The organism is Kitasatospora sp. NPDC101155, assembly GCF_044768305.1.
In the GTDB taxonomy this organism is placed as follows: Bacteria; Actinomycetota; Actinomycetes; order Streptomycetales; family Streptomycetaceae; genus Kitasatospora.
In genome coordinates, this window is sequence record NZ_JBIWPN010000014.1 from 7,013 (window position 1) to 23,400 (window position 16,388).

21 protein-coding genes and 1 pseudogene are annotated in these 16,388 nt (G+C 71.4%); 10 read left to right on the top strand and 12 right to left on the bottom strand.

Translation table 11 applies throughout. The annotated features are described in order from the left end of the window. Positions 1–264, top strand: a 264-nt coding sequence (locus tag ACIRYZ_RS21835; protein WP_402946466.1) for a hypothetical protein, incomplete at its 5' end; no start/stop codon positions are given. A 476-nt stretch (positions 265–740) separates the two neighbouring features. On the opposite strand, the gene ACIRYZ_RS21840 is transcribed toward ACIRYZ_RS21835, so the two are convergent. Both ACIRYZ_RS21840 and ACIRYZ_RS21845 read right to left on the bottom strand, forming a co-directional pair. Further along, positions 741–1,271, bottom strand: coding sequence for a LuxR C-terminal-related transcriptional regulator (locus tag ACIRYZ_RS21840; protein ID WP_402946468.1), 531 nt, complete (start codon positions 1,269–1,271; stop codon positions 741–743). 363 nt (positions 1,272–1,634) lie between these two features. Continuing rightward, positions 1,635–1,967, bottom strand: a complete 333-nt coding sequence (locus ACIRYZ_RS21845; protein ID WP_402946470.1) for an ATP-binding cassette domain-containing protein — start codon at positions 1,965–1,967, stop codon at positions 1,635–1,637. A 415-nt stretch (positions 1,968–2,382) separates the two neighbouring features. Between ACIRYZ_RS21845 and ACIRYZ_RS21850 the strand changes: the two are divergent. Further along, positions 2,383–3,237: pseudogene (locus ACIRYZ_RS21850) on the top strand (IS5 family transposase). Beyond that, positions 3,234–3,632, top strand: coding sequence for a type IV toxin-antitoxin system AbiEi family antitoxin domain-containing protein (locus tag ACIRYZ_RS21855; protein ID WP_402946472.1), 399 nt, complete (start codon positions 3,234–3,236; stop codon positions 3,630–3,632). The pseudogene ACIRYZ_RS21850 and the gene ACIRYZ_RS21855 overlap by 4 nt, the downstream one beginning before the upstream one ends. 105 nt (positions 3,633–3,737) lie before the next feature. Here ACIRYZ_RS21855 and ACIRYZ_RS21860 read toward each other — a convergent pair whose 3' ends face one another. Continuing rightward, on the bottom strand, positions 3,738–3,881 hold the full coding sequence (locus ACIRYZ_RS21860) for a hypothetical protein (RefSeq protein ID WP_402946474.1): 144 nt from the start codon (positions 3,879–3,881) through the stop codon (positions 3,738–3,740). A 26-nt stretch (positions 3,882–3,907) separates the two neighbouring features. Continuing rightward, positions 3,908–4,165, bottom strand: coding sequence for a hypothetical protein (locus ACIRYZ_RS21865; protein WP_402946476.1), 258 nt, complete (start codon positions 4,163–4,165; stop codon positions 3,908–3,910). 310 nt (positions 4,166–4,475) lie between these two features. Here ACIRYZ_RS21865 and argG point away from each other — a divergent pair, with 310 nt between their 5' ends. Then, a complete protein-coding gene (gene argG / locus ACIRYZ_RS21870; RefSeq protein WP_387628033.1) occupies positions 4,476–5,888 on the top strand; it encodes an argininosuccinate synthase in 1,413 nt (470 codons plus the stop codon). Between the two features lie 203 nt (positions 5,889–6,091). Then, positions 6,092–6,760 carry a GAP family protein gene (locus tag ACIRYZ_RS21875; RefSeq protein ID WP_402946478.1) on the top strand — a complete coding sequence of 223 codons (669 nt, stop codon included), beginning with the start codon at positions 6,092–6,094 and terminating at the stop codon, positions 6,758–6,760. A gap of 98 nt (positions 6,761–6,858) precedes the next feature. Here the strand turns inward: ACIRYZ_RS21875 and ACIRYZ_RS21880 are convergent, their stop codons facing one another. The 3 genes from ACIRYZ_RS21880 to ACIRYZ_RS21890 all read right to left on the bottom strand — a co-directional run bounded on the left by ACIRYZ_RS21880 (position 6,859) and on the right by ACIRYZ_RS21890 (position 8,971). Then, the gene (locus ACIRYZ_RS21880; RefSeq protein ID WP_402946480.1) at positions 6,859–7,581 is read right to left on the bottom strand and encodes a hypothetical protein; all 723 of its coding nucleotides are present in this window, start codon (positions 7,579–7,581) and stop codon (positions 6,859–6,861) included. After that, positions 7,578–8,147 carry an RNA polymerase sigma factor gene (locus tag ACIRYZ_RS21885; protein WP_402946482.1) on the bottom strand — a complete coding sequence of 190 codons (570 nt, stop codon included), beginning with the start codon at positions 8,145–8,147 and terminating at the stop codon, positions 7,578–7,580. Before ACIRYZ_RS21885 ends, ACIRYZ_RS21880 begins: the two co-directional genes overlap by 4 nt. Positions 8,148–8,497: 350 nt before the next feature. Next, positions 8,498–8,971 (bottom strand): MarR family winged helix-turn-helix transcriptional regulator, encoded by a 474-nt coding sequence (locus tag ACIRYZ_RS21890; protein ID WP_402946484.1) that lies wholly within the window; start codon positions 8,969–8,971, stop codon positions 8,498–8,500. Between the two features lie 174 nt (positions 8,972–9,145). On the opposite strand from ACIRYZ_RS21890, the gene ACIRYZ_RS21895 reads away from it, so the two are divergent. Further along, positions 9,146–9,556, top strand: a complete 411-nt coding sequence (locus ACIRYZ_RS21895) for an organic hydroperoxide resistance protein (protein ID WP_402946486.1) — start codon at positions 9,146–9,148, stop codon at positions 9,554–9,556. Positions 9,557–9,713: 157 nt separating this feature from the next. Here ACIRYZ_RS21895 and ACIRYZ_RS21900 read toward each other — a convergent pair whose 3' ends face one another. Beyond that, positions 9,714–10,052, bottom strand: a complete 339-nt coding sequence (locus ACIRYZ_RS21900; RefSeq protein WP_402946488.1) for an SHOCT domain-containing protein — start codon at positions 10,050–10,052, stop codon at positions 9,714–9,716. 242 nt (positions 10,053–10,294) lie between these two features. On the opposite strand from ACIRYZ_RS21900, the gene ACIRYZ_RS21905 reads away from it, so the two are divergent. Next, the gene (locus ACIRYZ_RS21905; protein ID WP_402946490.1) at positions 10,295–10,666 is read left to right on the top strand and encodes a hypothetical protein; all 372 of its coding nucleotides are present in this window, start codon (positions 10,295–10,297) and stop codon (positions 10,664–10,666) included. Between the two features lie 108 nt (positions 10,667–10,774). Here ACIRYZ_RS21905 and ACIRYZ_RS21910 read toward each other — a convergent pair whose 3' ends face one another. From ACIRYZ_RS21910 to ACIRYZ_RS21920, 3 genes are all read right to left on the bottom strand, one after another. Further along, complete coding sequence (locus tag ACIRYZ_RS21910; RefSeq protein ID WP_402946492.1) at positions 10,775–11,425, bottom strand: beta-glucanase; 651 nt, start codon at positions 11,423–11,425, stop codon at positions 10,775–10,777. Between the two features lie 177 nt (positions 11,426–11,602). Next, positions 11,603–12,232 (bottom strand): CBS domain-containing protein, encoded by a 630-nt coding sequence (locus ACIRYZ_RS21915; protein ID WP_402946925.1) that lies wholly within the window; start codon positions 12,230–12,232, stop codon positions 11,603–11,605. 360 nt (positions 12,233–12,592) lie between these two features. Further along, the gene (locus ACIRYZ_RS21920) at positions 12,593–13,804 is read right to left on the bottom strand and encodes an FAD-dependent monooxygenase (RefSeq protein WP_402946493.1); all 1,212 of its coding nucleotides are present in this window, start codon (positions 13,802–13,804) and stop codon (positions 12,593–12,595) included. 112 nt (positions 13,805–13,916) lie between these two features. Here ACIRYZ_RS21920 and ACIRYZ_RS21925 point away from each other — a divergent pair, with 112 nt between their 5' ends. Both ACIRYZ_RS21925 and ACIRYZ_RS21930 read left to right on the top strand, forming a co-directional pair. Further along, positions 13,917–14,636: a TetR/AcrR family transcriptional regulator gene (locus tag ACIRYZ_RS21925; protein WP_402946494.1), complete on the top strand. Its 720-nt coding sequence runs from the start codon at positions 13,917–13,919 to the stop codon at positions 14,634–14,636. A gap of 42 nt (positions 14,637–14,678) precedes the next feature. Beyond that, complete coding sequence (locus ACIRYZ_RS21930) at positions 14,679–15,479, top strand: HEAT repeat domain-containing protein (RefSeq protein ID WP_402946496.1); 801 nt, start codon at positions 14,679–14,681, stop codon at positions 15,477–15,479. Between the two features lie 40 nt (positions 15,480–15,519). Here the strand turns inward: ACIRYZ_RS21930 and ACIRYZ_RS21935 are convergent, their stop codons facing one another. Further along, the gene (locus ACIRYZ_RS21935; protein ID WP_402946497.1) at positions 15,520–15,858 is read right to left on the bottom strand and encodes a hypothetical protein; all 339 of its coding nucleotides are present in this window, start codon (positions 15,856–15,858) and stop codon (positions 15,520–15,522) included. A 240-nt stretch (positions 15,859–16,098) separates the two neighbouring features. Here ACIRYZ_RS21935 and ACIRYZ_RS21940 point away from each other — a divergent pair, with 240 nt between their 5' ends. After that, positions 16,099–16,368 carry a GlsB/YeaQ/YmgE family stress response membrane protein gene (locus ACIRYZ_RS21940; protein ID WP_387628060.1) on the top strand — a complete coding sequence of 90 codons (270 nt, stop codon included), beginning with the start codon at positions 16,099–16,101 and terminating at the stop codon, positions 16,366–16,368. The last annotated feature ends 20 nt before the right edge of the window (positions 16,369–16,388 follow it).

Consider the following 16,388-nt stretch of genomic DNA (forward strand, 5'->3'; position numbering starts at 1 on the left):
GTCGGGTTACTGCTGGTCGTCGTGGTCGGGTTGCTACTGGTGCTGGTGGTCGGGTTACTGCTGGTCGTCGTGGTCGGGTTACTACTCGTGCTGGTGGTCGGGTTACTGCTGGTCGTCGTGGTCGGGTTGCTACTGGTGCTGGTGGTCGGGTTACTGCTGGTCGTCGTGGTCGGGTTACTACTCGTGCTGGTCGTCGGCTTGCCGCCGCCGCCACCGCCACCGCCACCGCCACCGCCACCGCCACCGCTGATGACGATGTGGTAGAACCCAGGGTGTCCAGCAGTCGCATCATGCTTGGTCACGTCGATGTTCTTCGACGGTTTGGGGATGTTTGTGCACGTGTCCGCAAGGTCGAACGCTGGCGGCCTCCATGTACAGTCCAGGGTTGGACTACTGAGCCGTCCTGAAAATGTTTGTGCTGCTGTAGCACGAGAATCACTGGATGCGGCACCAACTTCAGTCGCCGGTATGCCGTATACATAGGCGCCTACTCCTAGGCAGGCTGCAGCGAGTCCGATACTCCGCGATGCTCTCTTCATGATCATCTCATCGCATGCCTCGAACGGTAGCCGCCGCCCCGTCACGTCCAACGACCGCGACAACGACCTCCGAAAACACCAGGGTCGCCACTCGGCTACCTCACCGTTCTTTCTTCCGACACTCCTCTGCTCCGTTGGGAGGGTCAAGGGGCAAGATGGCCGAGGGCATGGGCAGAGTTACCCCGTCGGGCGTGGGCAGAGTTACCCCTCATCGGAAGACTTATCGCTTTCACTGTGCTCCAATGCAAAGCGGGTGAGGTCGGCCCTGCGGCGGGAGCCTGTCTTGTCCCGCAGCCTGTCCAGGTGCGAATGAACGGTGTGCTCGCTGATCTTCAACTTTTCGGCGATTTCCCGGTCCGTGGCGCCACTCGCGACCAGCCACAGGATCTGCATTTCCCGATCAGTGATGCGAAGAGGGGATGTTGGAGTACCCAGTCCGGTGAGGCCCGCGGAGACATAGCCGCGACCGGAAGCGACGATACGGATCGCCGTGAGCAACTGCTTTTCCTCGGTCCGCATACTCAAGTAGCCGCGAGCACCGGCTTGAATAGCCAGAACAACGTCGCTCTGCGCCTCGGAGGCTGACAGCAGAATGACAGCGTGCCCCTGCCGACGCAGTCGGGTGACAAGGCCGAGCGCTTCCCGGTTGGGCAGTGGCAGGTTGACCAGGACGACGTCTGAACCATTCACCTCATAAGGTTGCCCGTCGATGTAACGGGTGAAGATCGTCATCTGCAGGTCCGGCGCAGCGTTGATCAGGTGGGTGAGGCCGCGCCCGAGGACCGGGCAGTCACAGATTACGGCTACACGACTCGGCTTCGGACTCATTCAGGTCCCAGCGTCGACGGGCTGGCCGGACACCTGCGGGATTGCAGGCGTCGGAACGGGCGCCCGGGAAGCCCCGAGCATCCCGCCTTCAGACTCACGCCTTCGACCAAGGACTGCACCCCGGCTTGGCCCGTCCGGGTGTGATCCCCAGATCTGGAAATGAACACAGTCCGCTCCCACGACGGTAAGCGGTGCGCGATAACAACGACGGCCCTGCCGGCTATCAGACGGTCGATGGCCTGCTGCACCACGGCCTCGGACTCGGTGTTAGGTGCCGCCGAGGCGGAGGACGCCGCTCTGCGGGTCGGCGAAGCGGCTGATCAGTTTGGTGGCGGTGGTCTTTCCGGAGCCGGAGGGGCCAACCAGGGCGGCGAGGCTTCGTTCGCGGATGGTGAAGGTCGATGGTGGCGAAGTGCCTCTCTCGGCCGCGAATGGGCAGCGGCCCGGGACTCCCGTTCTGCGGGGAGGAAGGGTGTCGGCTGTGGACGAACCTGAGCCGCAGGCTTCTCGGCGGGGACGCCACCGGTTCTCGCGCTGATCCGTTCGATGTGCCGAGCGCTGCGGCAGACTTCCGTTAGCCTTTCGGCAACCTTTTGCCAACCCCCGCCTGTCACGCTGCCCGAACCGGTGTCATTCAAGCTGGTGGAGCGTCCTCGGCAACGCGGAGCGCCGCAGGGAGCTTGCCTGATCCAGAACTGCGAACTCAACGGTATCCCCGGGGATTCGCAACCGCGTCCCGGTCCGAGTCGTCGTCTCGGACCGGGTACTGGCGGCCAGGCTCGGCGACTACGCGGCGCGGAACCCGAAGGTCACGTTCGAGGTCCGCTACGTGTTTTGAGTATCACTGGTTCTTGAACTCCTCGATGGCTCCCCGGACCGCCTCCTGCATGGCGTCGCTTCCGGCGTGCCCCGAGAGGACGTTATGTCCATTTCTGGATGATCTAGTGTCACCTGTTCGTGGGTACGGAGTCATTCAGGCTGACTCGCGTGTCGTGTGCATGATGGGGTCGGGGGCATGGAACGGATGCCGTACTCAACGGACTTGTCCGACGGGCAGTGGGCCTTGATCGAGCCGCTGGTCACCGCCTGGAAGCAGGAGCGGGTGTCACGCTCGGCGACCGGGGACCCGGGCTCCTGCGACCTGCGCGAGGTCGTGAACGCGCTGCCGTACCAGAACCGGACGGGTTGTCAGTGGCGGCTTCTGCCACATGACCTACCGGCCTGGTCGGCGGTGTTCTACTACTTCACCCTGTGGCGCCAGGACGGTCTTGACCAGCGGATTCAGGAGATTCTGCGCTGCCAGGTACGTGAGCGGGCCCGGCGATTAGAGGACCCGTCCCTGGTGATCATCGACACCCAGTCCGTCCGCGTCGCGGCGGGGGTGCCGAAAGAGACGACGGGACTGGATGCGAACAAGAAGACGCCCGGCAGGAAGCGGGGACTGGCCGTCGACGTGCTGGGCCTGATCATCGGTGTGGTGGTCCTGGCCGCCAGCGCACACGACAACGAGGCCGGCATCGCCCTGCTGGACCAGGCAGCCGAACGGTGCGGGATGCGCCTGGAGAAGGCCCTGGTCGACCAGGGCTTCAAGGACGCCGTGATCATCCACGGGGCGTTGAAGGACATCACCGTCGAGGCGGTCCGGCGCAACCCCGACGACCAGGGCAAGGGCTTCGTTCCGCAACCGAAGCGGTGGGTGGTCGAGTAGGTCAACGGCACCCTCATGCTCCACCGGCGCCTCGCCCGTGACTACGACCACCGGCCCGACAACGCCGCCTCCCGCGTCTACTGGGCCTCCACCGCCGGCATGCTCCGCCGCCTCACCACCCCCAGCCCCGCCTGGCGCGACGACGTCGAGCTGGCTGCGTGAACGTCACCGAACTCCTGCGGCTGTTGCAAGCCGAACACGACGAGACCACCGCACGCGCCAACGGCCTGCGAGAGCAGATTGACCAACTCACCAGTGCCTTGACCGAGGTCGAGGCCCGCCTCGCCGAGATCGTCACCACCCGCAAGATCATCGACGGCCTCGCCATGCCCGAACCCACACAAGCCCCCGCAGAGCCCGCCACCGTCTACCAGCGCATCGCGACCGCCTTCAACGAGCACCCCGGGCGGGTATTCCGGGTTCGCGACCTGCACGAACTACTCGGGCTGCCCACCGACGAGCCCTCAATCAACGTCACCCGCTCCCGCCTGGGACGACTCGTCCGTCAGGGAGTCCTCGACCAACCCGGACGCGGCGGCTATCAGAAACGGACTTAACGCCCTCTCAGGCCGCGCGGTGCGCCTCATCGATACTCGCCGCTGCTTTCAGCAGCTTCAGCTCGCTGGTGTGGCACGGCTCCGGGGCGATCAGCCGGCCGATCGCTAGAGGGGGCGTCCGTCGTAGTCGACGTAGCCGTCGGCGGTGCGGTGGGGCTGGATGCAATTGGAGTGGTCGGGTTCCAGCTCGTCGTCGGCGAGATCGGGCTGCTGGTCGATCGGGAGCTGGTCGTGGGGCTCGGCGGTCATAGTTTCTCCCTGTAGGCGTTGGGGGTTCAGGCTGTGCGGCGGGCGTCGTCGTATTCGGCGTACGCGGCCGCGGCCTGCTCGATGTAGCGGCACTGCCAGCCGCATTCGCCGGCGGCGTCGTGGAACTTGAGGTGCAGCTCGTCGGGGCTGGTCCAGGTGACGTCGGCCGGTGTTTTCCGGGTGCGGGAGCAGGGCCGGAACATGTGCTGGGCCAAGAACGTGATCGGGTTGCTGCGGTGGTCACGGCGGGCTGCGTGGGCGTGGAGCCAGCGGGCGAACGTCATCTCCATCGGCCCCGACGACCCCGAGACCGGCCTCCCCCGAAAAAATCCACCCCGCCTCCCGAGCCGCCTCTCGGTACCCGCCCCGGCCTCCAGCCCGCCTCAACCACCTTCCCCTCCAGCCCAGTTGCCCAGATGGGCGACGGACGGGAAGCGGCACGGCAAGCAGCCACCCCGACCCACACCTCCGTATTCTCTTGCGCTACTCTGCAAACCTATGCCAGAGTGCGGGCATCGGATCGAATACGCCGAATTCCCTCACACGTCGCTAAATCAGGAGCCCGCGCCGCGCGGGTGGGTCAAGGGTGCAAGCATGTCGAAGGTCTTGAGCAAGCTGCCGGTCGGTGAACGGATCGGCATCGCATTCTCCGGTGGGTTGGACACCTCCGTCGCGGTCGCGTGGATGCGCGAGCACGGCGCCGTCCCGTACGCCTACACGGCCGACATCGGCCAGTACGACGAGCCGAACCTCGCCGACGTCCCGGCCCGTGGCCGCGCGTACGGCGCCGAGCAGGCCCGGCTGGTCGACTGCCGGGCCCCGCTGGTCGAGGAGGGCCTGGCCGCCCTCGCCTGCGGCGCCTTCCACATCCGCTCGGCCGGGCAGACCTACTTCAACACCACCCCGCTCGGCCGCGCCGTGACCGGCACCCTGCTGGTGCGCGCCATGCAGGAGGACGGGGTGTCCATCTGGGGCGACGGCTCCACCTACAAGGGCAACGACATCGAGCGGTTCTACCGCTACGGCCTGCTCGCCAACCCCAACCTGCGGATCTACAAGCCGTGGCTGGACCAGGCGTTCGTCACCGAGCTCGGCGGCCGCAAGGAGATGTCCGAGTGGCTGGCCGAGCGCGACCTCCCGTACCGGGACTCCGCCGAGAAGGCCTACTCCACCGACGCCAACATCTGGGGCGCCACCCACGAGGCCAAGCGCCTGGAGTACCTGGACACCTCGATGGAGATCGTCGCCCCGATCATGGGCGTCGCCTTCTGGGACCCGGCCGTGGAGATCCAGACCGAGGACGTCACCGTCGACTTCGAGTTCGGCCGTCCGGTCCGGATCAACGGCCGTGAGTTCGGCACCGCCGTCGAGCTGGTGCACGAGGCCAACGTCATCGGTGGGCGGCACGGCCTGGGCATGTCGGACCAGATCGAGAACCGCATCATCGAGGCCAAGAGCCGCGGCATCTACGAGGCCCCGGGCATGGCGCTGCTGCACACCGCCTACGAGCGCCTCCTGAACGCGATCCACAACGAGGACACCCTCGCCACCTACCACACCCAGGGCCGCCGGCTCGGCCGGCTGCTGTACGAGGGCCGCTGGTTCGACCCGCAGGCGCTGATGCTGCGCGACAGCCTGCAGAAGTGGGTCGGCCAGGCCGTCACCGGCAGCGTGACCCTGCGGCTGCGGCGTGGCCAGGACTACTCGGTGATCGACACCCAGGGCCCGAACTTCAGCTACCACCCCGAGAAGCTGTCGATGGAGCGCAGCGTCGACGCCGCCTTCGTCCCGGACGACCGGATCGGCCAGCTGACCATGCGCAACCTGGACATCGCCGACTCCCGCAGCAAGCTGGAGCAGTACGCGGGCCACGGCCAGCTGGCCCCGTGGAGCGGCCTGATCGGCGAGCTCGCCCCGGGCGGCGCGGCGCCGATCGCCGCCGGCACCGGCGACGAGGCGGAGTCCACCGCACTCGACCACGCGGCGATCGAGTCCGGCACCGACTGATCCTGCCGGCGGTGTCAGCCGACTGACCCAGCCGGCTGACACCGCCGACGGACGCACCCCGTGCAGGGCCGTCGCACCAGGCCGGTGCGGCGGCCCTGCTCCGTCCGCCGCCCCTCACCCGAACGGCCCACCGGCCGTGCGCGCCGCCGCCGACGGTAGCTGAATGGCGGACGGCGCCCGGCGACGGGAAGGCAGGTCCTGGAATGGGCGAGGCGATCGGCCCGATGCTGGCCTCGGCGGTGGCGGTCGCGCTCAGCCCGCTGCCGTTGATCGCCGTGCTCCTGATCCTCGCCTCGCCGCGCGGCCGGACCAACGGGCTCGCCTTCACCGCCGGCTGGGCGCTCGGTCTGGCAGCGGTCGAGACCGTGGTCCTGACGGTGGGCGGCGCGCTGAACCCGGACGGCGGCAGGCCGACCTGGGCGTCCTGGCTGAAGCTCGCCCTCGGCGCCCTGCTCCTCCTCCTCGCCGCGCAGCAGTGGCGCGACCGCCCGAGACCGGGGCACGTGATCGCGCCGCCGACCTGGCTCCTGGGGATCGACCGGCTCACCGCCGCCCGGTCCGTCGGCCTCGCCGTGGCCCTGGTGACGGCCCACCCGAAGACCCTGATCCCCGCCGTCGGCGGCGCCGCCTCGATCGCCGCCAGTCCGAGCGGCACCGGGGCGAAGGCCGTGGCCGCCGCCCTGATGGTGCTACTGGGCTCGCTGGGCACCCTGCTGCCGCTCACCGTCCACCGGCGCGGCAACGACCGCTCGATCCGTGCCCTCGGCGAGTGGCGGGCCTGGACGGCCGCGCACAACGCGGCGATCATGACCGCCGTCCCGGTGGTGCTCGGCGCCGCCTACCTGGGCGACGCCCTTTCCGGGCTCACCTGAACACGACCCGCGCGCGAACGGCCGGACCCCGACTCCGACACCTCGCCGCCCGAACCCTCGCCGCCCGGACCCTGGTCGCCGCCAGCGTCCCGGCGCCGTCACCGGATCCGCACCACTCCGCGCCCCCGCACCGTCCGCACACCCAGCCGCCCGCCGGCGCCCGCGTCGCCACCACCACTCGCCCCCGACGCCACCGCGTCCCGTAAGGTCAGCAGGATCTCCCCGTCGTATCGCTCCGCCAGCCGCCGCGCCAGCTCGGCCGCGCCGCTCGGCCGGACCTCCGGGGCCAGCTCCGGCAGCCGCCCGGGGCCGCTGAGGTCCTCGGCCTCGGCGGCCCAGCGCGCCGCGGCGCCCCGCTCGCCCTCGGCGGCGTAGTGCACGGCCAGGCAGTGGACGGCCAGCTGGTCGCCGTACTGGACGGCGATCCGCCACCAGAAGACCCCGTCCGCCGTACGGCCCATGCCGTAGAGCAGGCAGCCGAGCGTGCGCAGGGCCGTCTTCTCGGCGAGTTCGAGGTCCAGGGCCAGCTCCGCCGGCTCCACCGCTCCCGCCACACCCGCGCACAGGTGCCGCAGATCGCGCCGGAGGTCGCGACGCAGTTCGGACCGCCCCCCGGCCCAGGGGTGCTCCCCCGAAGCCGGAACGTGCGGTGGCCGGGCGGCTGCGGGCGGGCGGGCGGGACGCTCGCGCACGGTCGGGGCGGAGCGTCGGGCGGCGGCGAGCCGTTCGGCCAGCCGACGGGTGAAGGCCGCCGGATCGTGGTCGCGGAACTCCCGGTCCAGCTCGGCGGCGTGCGCGCGCAGCAGCTCGGCGATCCTCATGTCGGCTGCCCGTCGTCCGGGTGCTCCAGCAGGTACTCCAGGTGACGCCGCCCGAGGCTGTAGTAGGTGCGGGCGGTGGTGTGCGCGATGCCGAGCGCCCGGCCGATGTCGTGGTAGGACAGGCCCGCCTGGCGCAGCCGGACCACGTCGGACTGGACCGGCGCGGCCCGCGCGAGCTCCTCCATGGCCCAGTCCAGGGCGTCCAGTTCGGCAAGCTCCTCCAGCTCGTCCTGGCTGGTGTCGGGGCGGCGCTGGGCGATCACCCGCAGCCGTTTGCGCTCGGTGCGGCGACGCTCGCGCATGACGTCGACCACCGCGTCCTTGACGATCTTGAAGGCGAAGGCCTGCGGGTCCTCACTGGCCAGCGCCCTGCGCCAGTTCCGGTAGAGCGTGGTGCCGGCGTTCTGAACGGCGTCCTGGGCGTCTTCGCGGTGGCGCAGTCGCTGCTGGGCGTAGCGGAGGTACCCGGAGTTCTCGCGGGTGAAGAAGGCCTCGAAGTCGGTCGGCAGGTCGTCGAGCGGGTCCGCCCGCAGGCTCCGTTCCTCGCCCGGCCCGGGATTGTTCACACGCGCCCCCTCTTCCTGGGTCAGCTGGCCGGCCCACCGGGTGGCACGCCGACGGCCCCTCGGGGGCTCGTGGTGTAACCGTCCGGGAGGCCCGGGTTGTTGACCGGATCGGGCGGACAATTGGCGACCGTTTCCGTTCACTTCCGAACAGCGCCGCTGACCTGCCCTTTCGAGTGTCCGGACGGCCACCCGACGGTCGCAACGTGACCCAGATCACACCCCGTCGAAGCCCGGCTTGACAAGCCCATCGGCGGCCCCGCACCAAGCCCGCACCACAGCTCCGTGACGCCGACACCGACACCGGCGCCGGGACTGACGCCGGCGCCGGGACCGACGCCCACACGACAGCCCTACGGCGCGGGCTCCACCGCCGCCGAGTCCAGCGCGCCGGTCACCCGCTCCAGCAGCTCATGCAGCGCGGCCAGGTCCTCGACCGGCAGCCCGGTCGCCGCGAGCAGCCGACGCGGCACCTGCCCGGCCCGCTCGCGCAGCACGGATCCCTCGGGCGTGAGACTGACGGTCACCGAGCGCTCGTCCTCCGGGCTGCGCTCGCGGCGCACCAGTCCGGCCGCCTCCAGCCGCTTGAGCAGCGGGGAGAGCGTGCCGGAGTCGAGCCGCAGGCGCTCACCGATCCGCTTGACGGGCAGTTGGCCGTCCTCCCAGAGCACCAGCATCACCAGGTACTGCGGATAGGTGAGCCCGAGGTCCCGGAGCAGGACCCGGTAGACACCGCCGAAGGCGCGCGAGGCGGCATTGAGCGAGAAGCAGATCTGCTGGTCGAGGCGGAGCAGTTCCTCGTCCGCCATGCCCGGGAGCGTGGTCATGGAGCCATGGTACCGATCGCAATCACGCCATTGAGTTGTGCGCAATTGAATTGCGTGCTCTACTTGTCGAGCAGACAGCGGGCCGCCAGGCAGCCACCCGAGCGGCACGATCCGCGCACGGCGATCCACGACCCGCACCCCGCGAGACGAGCAGCAACACGAAGGGACACCACCATGGACGCGCTCTACACCGCCGCCGCCACCGCCAACGGTCGCGAGGGCCGCGCCGTCAGCTCGGACGGCCAACTCGACCTCGCTCTCGCGATGCCGCCCGCGCTCGGCGGCAGCGGCCAGGGCACCAACCCCGAGCAGCTGTTCGCGGCCGGCTACGCCGCCTGCTTCGCCAGCGCCCTGGGCCTGGTCGGCCGCCAGGCCCGAGTGGACACCAGCGAGGCCTCGGTGACCGCCGAGGTGTCGATCGGCAAGGACGACGCGGGCTTCGGCCTCTCCGTGGTGCTGCGCGTCGAGCTGCCCGACACGCTCGCGGGCGAGACCGGCCTGCAGCTGGTCAAGCAGGCGCACGAGGTCTGCCCCTACTCCCGCGCCACCCGGGGCAACATCCCGGTCGAGCTCGTCGTCGAGTAAGTCCGGCAGGGCGAGCAGGCCTCGCCGGACGAGCGCGCCGCGCACGACGCGCAGGCCGTGCGAGCCAGGTCAGCCGAGCAAGCCCGACGCCCACCCGGCCGACACCGCCGAGGCCCGCCGCACACCTGGTGCGGCGGGCCTCGGCCTGCGCCCCCGGTCAGCCGCCGCCCGGCCCGTCCGCCGAACGCAGCGTCTCCAATCGGTGCCGATACTCCTCCGCGTCGATCTCACCCCGCGCGAACCGCTCCGCGAGCACCTGCTCCGGGGACGGGCCGGGTGCCCAACCGGGCGGCCCGCCCGAACCCGGGCCGGCGGCGCCCACGGCCCCGGGGCCGGGCGAAACCCGCTGCCGCGAGCGGGAGAGGTACCGGATCAGCGCGACGGCCAGGAGCACCAGCAGCGCCAGGACCAGCAGCGAGCCGATCGCCATCACGGCGAAGCCCCAACCGCCGATTCCGTGGCCGGGCCCGTACCCGTGACCATGCCAGTACCCCATCTGGACCTCCTCCTCCGGCCCCACCGGGCCCGCCGAGGCGACCGACGCCCTACCGTCCGAGGTGCCGGACCACCGGAGGTGCCGTCGCGCCCGGGAACGGCTCCACGGAAGGAGCGGAGTGTCCGAGGTGATCAGCGCCTTACCACCATCGTGCGCCCGCAACCGGTCAAAGCGCTGTCAAGAAAGCCTGAGAAAACGTGCCTGTGCTCACGCCCCCGACCACCGGGGTAGCGTTGCCACCCATGAGCCACCACCTGCCCGGCGACCACCGCTCCCCCGAGCAGCTCGTCGCCGCCGGGATGCTCCGCCGCCACACCGACGGCTCCTCCCACCCGGCGCTCGGCCGCTCCCCGATCGCCTACGTGTCCACCGCGCTCTGGACCGAACTCACCGCCCTCGCCATCGCCCCCTCCGCCGCCGAGGCCACCGCCACCGCCCTGCTGCGCGCCATCGCCGACCAGGCCGAGGACGCGGCACTCGCCCCGGGCAACGAGCGGGCCCCGCGCGACGACCTGTACGTGACCGACCCCGCGCACATCGGCCCGCACCGCCGGGCGGTCTGGTTCCAGCGCTCCGGCCCGGGCGGCCCGATCACCGCGACCTTCGCACCATGAGCCCCCGAACCGCGAGACCCTGAACCGCGACGTTCACAAACCGCGAGGTCACGGACCACAAGGTCACGGACCGCGACGTCCGAGGCCATGGAATCCCAAGCCGCCGGTTCAGCGCTCGACCCTCAGGCTGTGGCAGACCCAGCTGAGCCGGTCCGGCCCGTCGGCCGACGGCCGGTCGTGATAAGTCCCGTCCGCCACCGACAGGTTGACGATCAGGTAGGCGTGCCAGCCGGCCCCCACCCCGTGCAGGTCCGCGTAGACCAACTCCTCCTCGACGTACCAGTCCACCGAGTGCGCACCGAGTACCACCCGCAGGCCGAAGGCCGCCCCCGGCTCGATCCCGACGCTGCCGCCATGCCAGTACCGGAACCCGCCGCGGACGTGGTTGGAGATCTCCAACAGGTCCGGGTTGTCCGGGTGGTACTCGAACATGTCGACCTCGTTGCCACCGTCCCGCCAGGTCCAGATCGCCGGCCAGGCGCCCAGCTCGACGGGCAGAGTGACCTGCGCGGACAGCACGTCCCCGGTGCGGACCTGGAAGCCCTCCGGACTGCCCTCGGTGGTCAGCAGATTGCAGGTCCACAGCCCGCCGGTGGGCCGCCGGACGGCGGCGAACACCCCGCCGGGGCAGTACTGGCGGCTCAGGTAGTCGAGTTTGTGGTCGCTCCGGTTGGTCGGCCCCATCCGGGGGTACGCGCTGCTGCGCCCGGCGATCCACTGCCTGGTCGAAGTGAAGTCCGCGTCGAACACGACTGCCACGGCCGCCTCCCCAATGCTCCGGCGCCCCGGCAGTCCGAACCGCCGGGCACACAGGGTGACTTACCCGATACTCTCCGCAATATGCGAACCGGACCGGCGAGGTCCGGGGCGGCAGCCGTCGGGAGCCCGGGGCACAGCCTCCGGGGTCCGAGGCGACGGCCGGGTGGGCGGCCCGGATCAGCCGACCGACGCGGTGGCACCCCCGGCCCGGAGTCGGTCGGTCACCGAGACCACCCCGTCCACCGAGCGGCACAGGTTCAGCACCACCGGCACCAGGTGGGCCTCCGGCACGGTGCCGCTGAGCACCACCCGACCCTGGTCCACCTCCACCCCGATCTCCGCCGGGCTCACCCCGTCGATCCGGCCGAGCACCTCCTCGACGATCTCCCGCCGGATCACCCGGTCCTCGCGCAGGAACACCCTCAGCAGGTCGCCGCGGCTCACCATCCCGAGGACCCGTCCCTCCTCGTCCAGCACCGGCAGCCGCTTCAGCCCGTGCCGGCTCATCAGCCGGGCCGCCGCGACCACGCTGGTGTCGGGCGTGGTGCAGACCGGCTGCGCCGTCATCAGGTCCGCCGCCGTGATCTCGCCGCCCGGCCCCGCCTGCGCCGACTCGGGCGCGGGCAGCAGACTGCCCGGGTCCTCCTGCGCGGCCAGGGTGCGCAACAGGTCGGCCTCCGAGACCACGCCGAGCGGCCGCCCCTGCGGGTCCACCACCGGCACCCCGGTGATGTCGTAGTCGGTCAGCAGCGCGACGATCTCCCGGAAACCGGTCTCGGGCGCGACCCGGACCACAGGGCTGGTCATCACGGATTCGACGGTGGCATGCCGCACGCCGGTTCACCTCGTCCAAACGGTGCTGGTCGGACCGGGCACGGATCGTCCCGGCCGGTACCCGCAGCATGACCCCGAACGGCCTAGATCGCCAGGGGCCAAGAGGCTGAACGGGTGGGACCAAGGACCCTGAGCTGCGAACACGGAGCCGACGGGCGGGAGCGCGCGGTCCCGGGGTGCGCCGGGGCCACGGACGGCGCAACCTCCCGGCGGGGCCAGAGGCCGAGCGGCCCGCCCCGGACCGCACCCTGACCCCGGACCGCACCCTGGCCGCGGAGCGCCCCGCCCGGGCGGCCGTCCGAGCCGGAGCGCTCCTCACCAACGGCGGCCGGGTCAGCCCGCCGCACCGACCCGGCCGGCCAGCGCCCGGCCGTAGTCCGGAAGTTCGACACTCGACACCTGCTTGCCCAGCTCCAGCATCTTGTCCAGCGCCCACCGCCGGTTCAGCACGGCGTTGCGCAGCCGTAGTCCGGTCGCGGTGCGCGGCGCCAGGAACGGGCCGGTCCGGTCCCCACCCTTCTGGCAGCCCTGGGCGTAGTCGCGCAGCAGCCGCTCGTACCGGGCGAAGGCGGCACGGTGGTCGCCGCGGGCCAGGGCCAGCTCGCCCGCCAGGACGTACGCGGCCACCACCGCCGTCCCGGTACCCATGCCGCCGATGGTGGCACCGCAGGCGGCGTCGCCGAGCAGGGCGATCCGTCCGGCGGACCAGGCCGGAACGTCGGCGCGGCTGATCGAGTCGAAGTACAGCTCGGGCGCGGCGTCCAGGCTCGCCAGCAGCTGCGGCACCCGCCAGCGCAGGCCCGCGAAGGCGTCCCGGATCAACACCTTCTGCTGGTCCGGTTCGTGGCGGTCGTAGTGCAGCTCGGACGAGGCGAACAGGCAGAACGCCCCGGCCCGGGCGGGGTCGCGGTGGTCGGCGCCGACGGACATCAGCCGACCGGGCACGTTGAGGCCGACGCCACCGGCCGGCAGGCCGTCGTCGTTCGGCAGCTGCCAGGTGGCCGCGTAGTAGCCGAGGTGGCGGACGAACCGCTGCTCGGGGCCGAAGGCGAGCCGCCGGACGTTGGAGTGCAGCCCGTCGGCGCCGATCACCAGGTCGAACTCGCGGGGCGGGCCGTGCCGGAAGGCGACCCGGACGCCGTTCGCCGTCTCCTCCAGGGCCGTGATGGAGTCACCGAAGACGTACTCGGCGCGGGCGCTGGTGTGCCGGTGGAACAGCTGAGCCAGCTCGACGCGCGGGACCTCCAGCTCGCCGCCGGCGAACTCGGCCGGCAGGTGCAGCAGTTGCCGTCCGCTCTGGTCCACGAAGGTGATCGGGCTGCCGCCGGTGTCGAGCGCGCGCAGTTCCTCCAGGACGCCCATCCGTTCCAGCACGGTCAGGTGAGTGCGGCCCCGGAAGTCGACGTTCTGGCCGCCGCCGCGCGGCGCCGGGGCCAGTTCGACCACCGTCACCTCGAAGCCGTACCGGCTCAACCAGTGGGCGAGCGCCGGACCGGCGATGCTCGCGCCCGAGATCAGCACTTCGGTGCGCCGGGAACCACTCATGGAAACCACCCCGTCCAAGGATCAAGAAACTGTGTCTCGCGGACACTGTTCACTGCTGTGTACGGTAGACACAGTTGGCGCGGGCGGGCAACCCCCAGAACGGGAGCGGACGATGGGCGAGGCGGCGAACGACACGGTGCGGCTGCTCTGGGGCCCGCCGGCCAAGCCGACCCGGGGCCCGAAACCGGCCCTCAGCCTGGCGCGGATCGCGGCGGCCGGCGTCGAGGTGGCGGACGCGGAGGGGCTCGGCGCGGTGTCCATGCAGAAGGTGGCCGCGCTGCTCGACTTCACCAAGATGTCGCTCTACCGCTACGTCCCCGGCAAGGCCGAACTCATCGCCCTGATGGTCGAGTCGGCCGTCGACGAGCCGCCGACAGCTGTCGAGGGCACCCACTGGCGGGACCAACTCACCGCCTGGGCGCACCACTTGGCCGTATCCTTCACTCGGCACCCGTGGCTGCTGGACGCCACCGTCGGCCCCCGGGTGCCGGGGCCGAAAGAACTCGCCTGGCTGGAGCGGGTGGTGGCCGCCCTCGATGGCCACGGGCTGACCGGCGCCGAACGGATGGACGCCGCCGTACTGCTCGCCGGGCACGTGCGCGGCATCGCCGAACAGGCCCGCGCGGTCGGCCCGAACGGCTCCCCCGAGGCCGAACTCCTCGCCGCCCTCGGCACCGTGGTGCACCGGCACGCGGACCGCTACCCCGCCCTGGCCGCCGCCATGGCCGAGCCGGGCGGGCACGACCAGGCCCTGGACTTCAGCCTGGAGCGCATCCTCGACGGCCTGGCCGCCCTGATCAGCCGTCGGGCGGAGCCCCGGCGGCCCCGATAACCACTCGATCGACACTCCCGGGGACGGCTAGCATCCCGCCCCATGGCGATGTTCGTGCACCTGACCGCCGCGGCGAACGCGCCGCGCATCCGCCGCGCCGGCATCCGGGCCGACAGCCGGGGCCAGGGCGGTGTGCGCGGGGTGTACTGCTTCCCGGTGCTGCCCTCGTACACCCTCACCCACCAGTGGCTGCGCGAGCTGGCCCGGTTCGGCCCGAAGGGGTCGCTGGCCGCCGTGCACGTCCGGCTGGACGACACCCAGCAGGTGCTGGTCGGGCACTACCGGGACCGCGCGAAGGAGGCCCAGAAGTGGCTCTCGGCCGCCGAGGCGGTCGCGAGGATCGGCGCGCTCGCCGACCCGCGCGGCTGGGAGGTGGTCGTACCGCGCGCGCTGGGCGCCCGCGAGGTGCACCGGATCCGCGCCGTACCGCAGGTCGCCGGCTGGCGCTACCTCCCGGGCGCCCACGGCACCCGCCCCTGCATCTGTGCGGGCTGCCGCCTGCGCGGCGGGTACGGCGACCGGCGGATGCGCGAACGTCACCCGCACCCGCTGGACGGCCCGCCGCCGCCCGTGCCCGTCCTGCTCGCCCGGATCGAGGCGGCGGGCGATCCGGGCGATCCGGCCGAGCTGCGGGCCGCCCTGCACTGGTTCGGCCTGCGCCGCCGGGGCCCGGTGGACCTGCTCGCCCGGCTGGCCGACCACCCGGACCCGGGCGTGCGCAGGGAGCTGGTCTGGACCGTCTTCGGCTGGTCCACCCCGGGTGTCGCCGAGCTGTTGGACGGCCTCGCCGAGGACCCGCACCCTGAGGTCCGCGAGGCCGTCGCGGCGGTCCGGGAGTTCTGAGGCCCCGCGGACCGCCGCGACCTGGCGCTGTCGGGGGCCGTCAGGAAACGCGCTTCAGCTGCCAGGAGTTGTTGTTGAAGCTCGGCACGGAGGAGTACTGGCAGCCGGGGCTGTAGTAGCTGCTGACGATCGTCCAGCCGGCCGGCGGCCAGGTGGACGCGCAGGCGTTGACCACGGTGCCGACCGGGTAGCCGGTGAGCTGCATGATCTTCTTGGTGTTCGGGTTGAACCCGGATCCGCAGCCGGCGCTGTTCCACCACTGGACGTCCACGGAGTCGCCCGGGGTCAGCGAGGAGGAGCAGACGGTGCTGGTGTCGCCGGGCGCCGCCTGGGCGGTGCCCATGGTCAGGGTGAGGACGGCGGCACGAAGTCGGGTCACGGGAGCGGCTCCTCTCGGGTGACGCGGCCTGTCCGCGTCGGACCCATTCCTACCGGTACGAATAACCCTTCGAACAGTGCGTTTCCGGCCCCACCGGCGGCGCGTTCTCGCCCCCTCCCGGCTCTCCCGGGCCGGCGCCGACGTGCCCGTTCGGCCGAACCGGGTGATCATGGGACGAACCGCGTCTTCGGCGATTCGGCGCACCGGTGCCCGCCGGTCGCGCCGGGAAGGTGGACCGCGATGTTCCAGCTCCTGTGGATTCTGCTCATCGGCTTCGTGCTGGGCATGCTCGCCAAGCTGATCCTGCGCGGGCCGCAGTCGATCCCGTGGTGGCTGACCATGCTGCTCGGCGCCGCCGGGGCCTGGCTCGGCAACGCCGTCTCCGGCTGGATCGGCGTCCGCCACACCTCGGGCATCGACTGGATCCGCCACATCCTCCAACTCGGCTTCGCTGTCGCCCTGGTGGCGTTCGTCGCGCCCGCCTGGACCAAGTCCCGCCCGCCGCGCTGACCCGGCGGTCGCCGGACGGA

Bases quoted from the DNA above. Each gene is read 5' to 3' on its own strand.
- ACIRYZ_RS21925 (WP_402946494.1), top strand. From the start codon at position 13,917: ATGGGCGAGGCGGCGAACGACACGGTGCGGCTGCTCTGGGGCCCGCCG.
- ACIRYZ_RS21940 (WP_387628060.1), top strand. From the start codon at position 16,099: ATGTTCCAGCTCCTGTGGATTCTGCTCATCGGCTTCGTGCTGGGCATG.
- argG (WP_387628033.1), top strand. From the start codon at position 4,476: ATGTCGAAGGTCTTGAGCAAGCTGCCGGTCGGTGAACGGATCGGCATC.
- ACIRYZ_RS21920 (WP_402946493.1), bottom strand. From the start codon at position 13,804: ATGAGTGGTTCCCGGCGCACCGAAGTGCTGATCTCGGGCGCGAGCATC.
- ACIRYZ_RS21865 (WP_402946476.1), bottom strand. From the start codon at position 4,165: ATGACGTTCGCCCGCTGGCTCCACGCCCACGCAGCCCGCCGTGACCAC.
- ACIRYZ_RS21930 (WP_402946496.1), top strand. From the start codon at position 14,679: ATGGCGATGTTCGTGCACCTGACCGCCGCGGCGAACGCGCCGCGCATC.
- ACIRYZ_RS21840 (WP_402946468.1), bottom strand. From the start codon at position 1,271: ATGACGATCTTCACCCGTTACATCGACGGGCAACCTTATGAGGTGAAT.
- ACIRYZ_RS21915 (WP_402946925.1), bottom strand. From the start codon at position 12,232: ATGACCAGCCCTGTGGTCCGGGTCGCGCCCGAGACCGGTTTCCGGGAG.
- ACIRYZ_RS21900 (WP_402946488.1), bottom strand. From the start codon at position 10,052: ATGGGGTACTGGCATGGTCACGGGTACGGGCCCGGCCACGGAATCGGC.
- ACIRYZ_RS21880 (WP_402946480.1), bottom strand. From the start codon at position 7,581: ATGAGGATCGCCGAGCTGCTGCGCGCGCACGCCGCCGAGCTGGACCGG.
- ACIRYZ_RS21895 (WP_402946486.1), top strand. From the start codon at position 9,146: ATGGACGCGCTCTACACCGCCGCCGCCACCGCCAACGGTCGCGAGGGC.
- ACIRYZ_RS21860 (WP_402946474.1), bottom strand. From the start codon at position 3,881: ATGACCGCCGAGCCCCACGACCAGCTCCCGATCGACCAGCAGCCCGAT.
- ACIRYZ_RS21890 (WP_402946484.1), bottom strand. From the start codon at position 8,971: ATGACCACGCTCCCGGGCATGGCGGACGAGGAACTGCTCCGCCTCGAC.
- ACIRYZ_RS21875 (WP_402946478.1), top strand. From the start codon at position 6,092: ATGGGCGAGGCGATCGGCCCGATGCTGGCCTCGGCGGTGGCGGTCGCG.
- ACIRYZ_RS21905 (WP_402946490.1), top strand. From the start codon at position 10,295: ATGAGCCACCACCTGCCCGGCGACCACCGCTCCCCCGAGCAGCTCGTC.